This is a genomic window from Pseudokineococcus sp. 1T1Z-3 (assembly GCF_037482365.1).
In the GTDB taxonomy this organism is placed as follows: domain Bacteria; phylum Actinomycetota; class Actinomycetes; order Actinomycetales; family Quadrisphaeraceae; genus Pseudokineococcus.
On sequence record NZ_JBBHZF010000001.1, the window covers coordinates 407,532 to 413,531 of the forward strand.

Sequence of the window (6,000 nt, forward strand, 5' to 3'; positions counted from 1 at the left end):
CGCTCGAGGCCGGCGCCGCCGCTCCCTTGCGGCCGTCCCACTCGGGATCCTCAACCGGTCACTACGTTGGCGCTTCACAAGTCGGCTATCACCGGCTCGTGAAGCAATTTCTCTCCCTTGCCCCGAGCCGGCTCTAGGGTCGGCAGCGGCTAGCACGGCACTCTCGCGGCAGGAGCCACGCGGACATGACCGACGTCGTCCTCTTCCACCACATCCAGGGCCTGACTCCTGGAGTACCCTCCTTCGCCGCCCAGCTGGCAGGGACCGAGCACACCGTCTCCACGCCAGACCTCTACGACGGCCGTACCTTTGCCACCATCGACGACGGCTTCGCGTACAATGAAGAGCTTCGACGCCGAAGCCGTCGAGCGCCAGGTCGACGACCTCGCAAGCACCTTCTCCGGGCCCGTCGTCTACGCCGGCATCTCGTGGGGCGTCACCCATGCCCAGCGCCTCCCCCAGACCCACCCCGGTGCACGCGGAGCTCTCCTCTTCGAGGCGTGCTACCGCCTCGGAGAGGACAACTTCGGCGCATGGCCCACAGGCCTGCCCGTCCAGGTGCACGGCATGGACCAAGACCAGTTCTTCGCCCTCGAGGGCGACCTCGACGCCGCTCGCGACCTCGCCGCGACCGCCGGCGCCGACACCGGCGAGGTGTTCACCTACCCCGGCGACCAGCACCTGTTCGTCGACAGCACCCTCCCCTCCTACGACCCCACGGCCGCGGCGGCGGCGATCGCCCGCGCGCGCAACCTGCTCAGCCGCATGTGACGTCGCCCGACACAGCCGACCCGAGCTTCCCGGATGCCGACCGTCGACCAGCCCTGGCCCGGTCCTCTCTCGCATCTGAGCCTCAGTGGTCGCCAGCGGGACGCCGGTGAGGAGAAGATGCCCTGTGACGGCATCCCCTCCCTGGCAGGCTGAGGTGAGACGTCGCAGATCAGCCGGGTGCGCCTACGACAAATTCAGCGAGTTCCTACACCGCTCTGGGGACCCGTCCTCGTTGGCCTTTTCCTAACTAGTTGTCATCGCCGTGTCATGTGTCCAAGTACCTGTCATCGGGTGGCCGCCGGGTTCGGTGTGGTGCGACATGCCCTCTGGCGTGCGCCCACGTCGACCGGCGGCCCCTGCTGCGTGTGGCGTGCACGCCAGCGTCGACCAGGCGGTGCACGAGCCGTCGTGTCACAGGCGGCTGGACGGCGTCCCGCCCCGGGGCGCCGGTGGCGGAAGTCGCGCGACGTGGCCGTGCGGCGCTGCTACGAAGCGGCCGTGGACCGCGCCACTCTCGCCGACATTGCTCATCGCCGCCACCCCGTGGCCGCACCCGTAGGAGTGGACCGCCTACGCGAGCTGCTCGGATGGCTCGCGCCGCCGGCGGGCGGGCGGGTGCTGGACCTGGGCAGTGGCTACGGCGTGTGGCTGCTGGAGTTCCTCACCGTCCGCGAGGACCTGACCGGCGTCGGGATCGACCTGGCCCTGCCCGAGACTCTCGCCGAGGCCACCCAGGAGAGCGGCGTCGGTGACCGTGTGCGCTGGGAGCAGGCCGACGCCACCGGTTGGGACGGCGGGCTCTTCGACGTCGTGCTGTGCGTGGGCGCCAGCCACGCCTTCGACGGTCTCGCCGGCACCCTGGCAGCGGTGCGCCAGCACCTGCGACCCGGCGGGCAGGCCGTCCTCGGCGACACCTTCTGGGAGACCACGCCGACACCTGCAGCCCTGTCGGCCCTGGAGGCGGCGGCGGACGACGCCCCCGACCTGCCCGGCCTGCTCACCCAGGTCGAGCAGGCGTCCTTCGAGCCCGGCTTCGGGCACGTCAGCACCGTGGCGGAGTGGGACGACTACGAGTGGTCCTGGGCCGCCTCCCTGGTCGACTGGGCCCTGCGCGAAGCGCCCACCGCTGCCGATCGTGAACAAGCCCTTTCGGTGGCCCGCGAGCACCGCCAGCAGTGGCTGGCCGGGTACCGCCGCGTCCTTGGGTTCGCCACGCTCGTCCTGCACGACATCGCCCCCCTGCAGGAGACGCGGCCGTGACGACCGACACCGGTCCCTCGCTGCGCGACGCCGGCACCGCCGACGCCGACGCGCTGACCACGCTGCTGCTGCGCTCCCGCACCCAGGCGATGCCGTGGCTGGTCAGCCCGCACGACGAGGCCTCCACCCGCTGGTGGGTGGACCACGTCCTGGTCGCCGACCAGCACGTGCGCGTCGCCCACGACGAAAACCGGCTGCTGGGCTTCGCCGCCGTCGACGGCGACTGGCTCTCCCAGCTCTACGTCGACCCCGACCACCAGGGCCGCGGCGTCGGGCGCGCCCTGGTCGACGACGCCAAGCGGCGACGGCCCCTGGGCCTGCGCCTGCACGTCTTCACCCCCAACACCCGTGCCCGGCGCTTCTACGACTGCCGTAGCTGACCGCTGCCGACTCCACAGACCATCGTCTACTGGGCCGGTCGCGGGGTGAGCACCTCTCGACGCCCGAGCGAGTCGAGATCGACCATGAGCCCATGGACAGCGACGCCGACCAGCGCTTCCGCCGCCTGGCCTCGGCCATCGCCCACGACGCCCTCCTGCCCGACGAGGGCGGCCGGCCGCTCGAGCTCGACGTGCGCGACCGCACCTTCACCTACCAAGGACGTGACGGCAGCGGACGCCTCGTGACCCTGAAGGTGGCCGTCCTCGAGCCCGCGCTGAAGGTCCGCGAGGGCATCGGCGAGCTCGCCTCCGGAGCATGGGGCGAGCAGCTCTCGGACGAGGAGGGCTGGTTCCGCTTCGCCCTCTCCAGCTGGCAAGAAGGCCTGGCGACGGCCGAGGACACCGGCAGCGAGTGGAGGACCTTCGACGCGGGCCGCGGCGTGGTCCCCCTGCCGCCGTGGGAAGCGCACGACTACAGCCCTCCCCTACGCAGGCCCTCACCTCGACCCCGACGTCGGCTCGTCGCTTACGCGCCCCTCTCGGGAGCCGGGTACGCCCCGACCGAGTCCGAGGACACGCCCAACGACGACGCCGGCGAGGACGGTGCGCGCCCCGAGGCACCGTGACGAGCGCATAGCCTTCCGCACCGCCGTGCCGCAGCCGCTCCTCAAGCGGTCTTCGGAGTCGCACGCGGCCAGGCGACGCCTGGCGGACGGCGCCAAGCCCAGGGCGAGAGCCGGCGACTACCGTCGCGTGATGGCTCAGCTCTCGCAGGTGCACCAGACGATCCGACGCTGGCTCGGGGTCATCCAGCTCGACGCGGACGGCGTCCCGGTTGACCAGCGGCCGTCTCGATACGGACGGGGTGCGTCCGTCTCCCCGCAGCTGGACGCCGACCTCGACGACCTTCGTGCGCGCGTCGAGGCGCTCGAGAACGACCGCTTCCGCCCTCGCTGACGTCGCAACCGCTCCAAGACGCCGGACGGCAAAGGATCGCTGGCCGCACAGCTTCCCGCTGTCGATCGCCTACCGGAGCGGCCGGGAGCGGCCCGGCCGTGCTGACCAAGTGGATGTCCCCGCCTGACCCTCAACGCCCGAGCTGCAGACCCCTCGGCTCCTCCTCGAACCACTGCGCCTCGAGCACGCCGACGAGGCAGCCGTCGCCTTCGCCGACCCCGCCCTGCGCCGCTACACGGGCGGGTGCCCCGCTGGCCCCGACGAGCTGCGGGACCGCTACGCCCGCCAGGTCGTCGGCCACTCCCCCGACGGCCAGCAGTGCTGGCTCAACTGGAGGCTGCACGAGCGGCGCTCCACCCAGCTTGTGGGCACCGTCCAAGTGACCACCCGCCGGGCTCCGGACGGCACTGGCAGCGCTGATCTCGCATGGGTCGTCGCCACCAGCCACCAAGGGCAGCACCTGGCCGCCGAAGCCGGCGCCGTCGTCGTCTCCTGGCTGCTCCGTCCAGGCGTCGCCGGCGGCTCCCTGGAAGTCACCGTCGCCGGGTCCGTACAGCTTCGCCGGAGGATCTCCGGGCATGAACTTCCCTCGCCAGTCCCGCTCCACCTCCGCGAGGTGGTGCAAGAGCCCGATCAACGACATCGAGGACGGAGGCACCGACCGTCGAGCGAGCTGCCCGGCGTCCAGGCCCTCGCACTTCATCGCCAGGGTCATCCGGTAGTTGGCCAGGTAGTCGAGCAGCGTCGCCACCTCACCCTCCGGGCTCGACCCCACGTTGTTGCGAGGGTCGTGCTCCGGGTCGGCCCACATGTCGGGGTAGACGCTCGCTGCCGTCCAGCGCTGCACGGGCTCGCTCATGCGCTCAGAGTCGTCGGGGGACGCTCGGTCGTCCAACGGGTAGCAGGCGGGCCCCTCCAGCTCGTCCCGCAGCTGATCGCCATCTGGAATGTACTCGTGCGCAGTCGGGCTTCGGCCAGTAGTCCCTCATGCTGGGGTTGTGAGCGGGTTGGGGCCAGGCGGCACGGAGTCATCTGGCTGGGGCACGGTGCGGTGCGTCTTCCGTTCCGAGCTCGACGGCACCTCGCTGTACGAAGAGCGGATCACGCTGTGGCGGACCTCCTCGATGGTCGAGGCGATCGGGCGCGCTGAGGCGTAGGCGCACGAGTACGCCGTGGCCCTGAGCACCCCGCCCGCGGACCCCACCGAGTACGTCGGCCTGGCGCAGGCCTACCTGCTGTTCGACTCCCCCGGCGACGGCGCCGAGGCCTTCTCCCTCGTGCGCAGCAGCGACCTCCCGCCGCGGGACTGCCTCGACGCCTTCTTCGACACCGGGGACGAGGGGCACGCTGGCTGAGCAGGTCCGTCCACGGCTCATGCTCATGTCCGCATGTCGAGGCGCTGCGGGTCAGGGAAGTGGCGGAACGACGTCTTGTCGCTCAGGGGGGCGAGCTCGAGGTAGCTGAGACGGTCGTCGTCGATGAAGAGCAGGAGCAGCGCCCCCGTGGCGCCGGCCTCCAGGACGACCCGGTCGTCTTGCATGTCGGGGGTCTCACCGGCGGCGTCGGTCAGTTCGATCGAGGGGCAGGACCCGCACCCGCAGCGGGCCCCGGCGCGCGTGCCTGGCACCTGGGCCAGCCAGCGGGACCGGTCGGCGGCCGTGACGACGACGTCGTCGTCCTGGTGCCGGCCCCGGGTGATCATCTCGACGAGGACGGCCTCCTCCCGAGGCGTCAGCGACCGCGGCACCTCGGACCCAGCACTCGTCCCCACCGCAGCATCATCACCCGCCGGGAGGCCGACCCGCCGGACGTCCTCGGGGTCGTCAGGCCGTCGGCGTGCGCACCCGCCGGCGAGGACCCCACGTCCATCCCGTAGATGATCGACTACCGGGAAAGATGAGCGGCCAGCAGCGCCTCACGGCCGTCGAGGTAGGGCTCGATCGACGTGGCCGCAAGTTCGAGCGCCGGCGGCTCGCCCGTCCCGGCGCCCTGCACGCGCACGGAGACGTCCTCGTCCGCCACTCCCGGTAGGCCCACAGGCAGGAGCACGCCGGCCTGCTCGAGGGTCCAGTCCCAACTGGTGTCGGTCAGCGGTGTCCCGCTGCGCTCACTACGCATGCTGGCCGGGTCGCTGAACACCTCGACGAGCATGCTCGCGCTGCCCTCCTCCTGGAGAACGTCGAAGCTGCGCAGCGGTCGCTCGGACAGCAGCAGGCGCAGGTACCGGTCGACCGTGCTGCGCTCGACGACCCAGGCGCCGACGGGTCGCGAGGCCTCCTGGGTGCGGGTGCTGGAGTCCAGCAGCACTCGCGTCCAAGACACAGGGGTACGGGCCGGCTCCGGGACGTGAGCCCAGGCGATGGACTGCTGGCGTCGGCCGCTCGTGGGTGGCGTCGCGTGCATCGGGCACCTTCCAGTCACTGTCGGTGGCGACGTGCTTACCGTCTCCAGCCTCGCTCAGCCGCGCTCCGACCGGCAGGTGCCGACGCACCTTCCCCCGGAGCCGAGCCGTCCCGCAGTCGATCGCTGGCCGGACAGCGTCCCGCTGTCGATCCTCAACCGGGAAGCCCGGAGCGTCCGCCCAGACACAACTAGTTGTACTGACCACGGAGGTTGGTGACGGCGCGTCGGT

Annotated in this window: 9 protein-coding genes and 2 pseudogenes; 8 read left to right on the forward strand and 3 right to left on the reverse strand. The window is 71.5% G+C overall.

Going from position 1 to position 6,000, the window contains the following annotated elements; all coding sequences use genetic code 11:
* Positions 1 to 339: 339 nt before the first annotated feature.
* From WDV86_RS01840 to WDV86_RS16150, 6 genes and pseudogenes are all read left to right on the forward strand, one after another.
* Positions 340 to 771, forward strand: a complete 432-nt coding sequence (locus WDV86_RS01840) for a dienelactone hydrolase family protein (protein ID WP_339565880.1) — start codon at positions 340 to 342, stop codon at positions 769 to 771.
* A 498-nt stretch (positions 772 to 1,269) separates the two neighbouring features.
* Positions 1,270 to 2,031, forward strand: a complete 762-nt coding sequence (locus tag WDV86_RS01845) for an SAM-dependent methyltransferase (protein WP_339565881.1) — start codon at positions 1,270 to 1,272, stop codon at positions 2,029 to 2,031.
* The gene (locus WDV86_RS01850) at positions 2,028 to 2,411 is read left to right on the forward strand and encodes a GNAT family N-acetyltransferase (RefSeq protein ID WP_339565882.1); all 384 of its coding nucleotides are present in this window, start codon (positions 2,028 to 2,030) and stop codon (positions 2,409 to 2,411) included. The genes WDV86_RS01845 and WDV86_RS01850 overlap by 4 nt, the downstream gene beginning before the upstream one ends.
* Positions 2,412 to 2,503: 92 nt before the next feature.
* Entirely contained in the window at positions 2,504 to 3,037 is a 534-nt protein-coding gene (locus tag WDV86_RS01855; RefSeq protein WP_339565883.1) for a hypothetical protein, read from the forward strand.
* 130 nt (positions 3,038 to 3,167) lie between these two features.
* Positions 3,168 to 3,368: a hypothetical protein gene (locus tag WDV86_RS01860; RefSeq protein WP_339565884.1), complete on the forward strand. Its 201-nt coding sequence runs from the start codon at positions 3,168 to 3,170 to the stop codon at positions 3,366 to 3,368.
* A 172-nt stretch (positions 3,369 to 3,540) separates the two neighbouring features.
* A pseudogene (locus WDV86_RS16150) lies at positions 3,541 to 3,810 on the forward strand (GNAT family N-acetyltransferase); the annotation flags it as partial.
* 69 nt (positions 3,811 to 3,879) lie between these two features.
* On the opposite strand, the pseudogene WDV86_RS16155 reads toward WDV86_RS16150, so the two are convergent.
* Positions 3,880 to 4,227 (reverse strand): annotated as a pseudogene (locus WDV86_RS16155) (mycothiol transferase); the annotation flags it as partial.
* Positions 4,228 to 4,366: 139 nt separating this feature from the next.
* Here WDV86_RS16155 and WDV86_RS01870 point away from each other — a divergent pair.
* Both WDV86_RS01870 and WDV86_RS01875 read left to right on the forward strand, forming a co-directional pair.
* Positions 4,367 to 4,525 (forward strand): hypothetical protein, encoded by a 159-nt coding sequence (locus tag WDV86_RS01870; RefSeq protein WP_339565886.1) that lies wholly within the window; start codon positions 4,367 to 4,369, stop codon positions 4,523 to 4,525.
* A gap of 15 nt (positions 4,526 to 4,540) precedes the next feature.
* On the forward strand, positions 4,541 to 4,723 hold the full coding sequence (locus WDV86_RS01875) for a hypothetical protein (RefSeq protein ID WP_339565887.1): 183 nt from the start codon (positions 4,541 to 4,543) through the stop codon (positions 4,721 to 4,723).
* A 23-nt stretch (positions 4,724 to 4,746) separates the two neighbouring features.
* Here the strand turns inward: WDV86_RS01875 and WDV86_RS01880 are convergent, their stop codons facing one another.
* Positions 4,747 to 5,139 (reverse strand): hypothetical protein, encoded by a 393-nt coding sequence (locus WDV86_RS01880; RefSeq protein ID WP_339565888.1) that lies wholly within the window; start codon positions 5,137 to 5,139, stop codon positions 4,747 to 4,749.
* A 113-nt stretch (positions 5,140 to 5,252) separates the two neighbouring features.
* Complete coding sequence (locus tag WDV86_RS01885) at positions 5,253 to 5,690, reverse strand: hypothetical protein (protein WP_339565889.1); 438 nt, start codon at positions 5,688 to 5,690, stop codon at positions 5,253 to 5,255.
* Between the last annotated feature and the right edge of the window lie 310 nt (positions 5,691 to 6,000).

Coding starts and splice junctions, on each gene's coding strand:
- WDV86_RS01840 (WP_339565880.1), top strand. CDS start 340: ATGAAGAGCTTCGACGCCGAAGCCGTCGAGCGCCAGGTCGACGACCTC.
- WDV86_RS01855 (WP_339565883.1), top strand. CDS start 2,504: ATGGACAGCGACGCCGACCAGCGCTTCCGCCGCCTGGCCTCGGCCATC.
- WDV86_RS01860 (WP_339565884.1), top strand. CDS start 3,168: ATGGCTCAGCTCTCGCAGGTGCACCAGACGATCCGACGCTGGCTCGGG.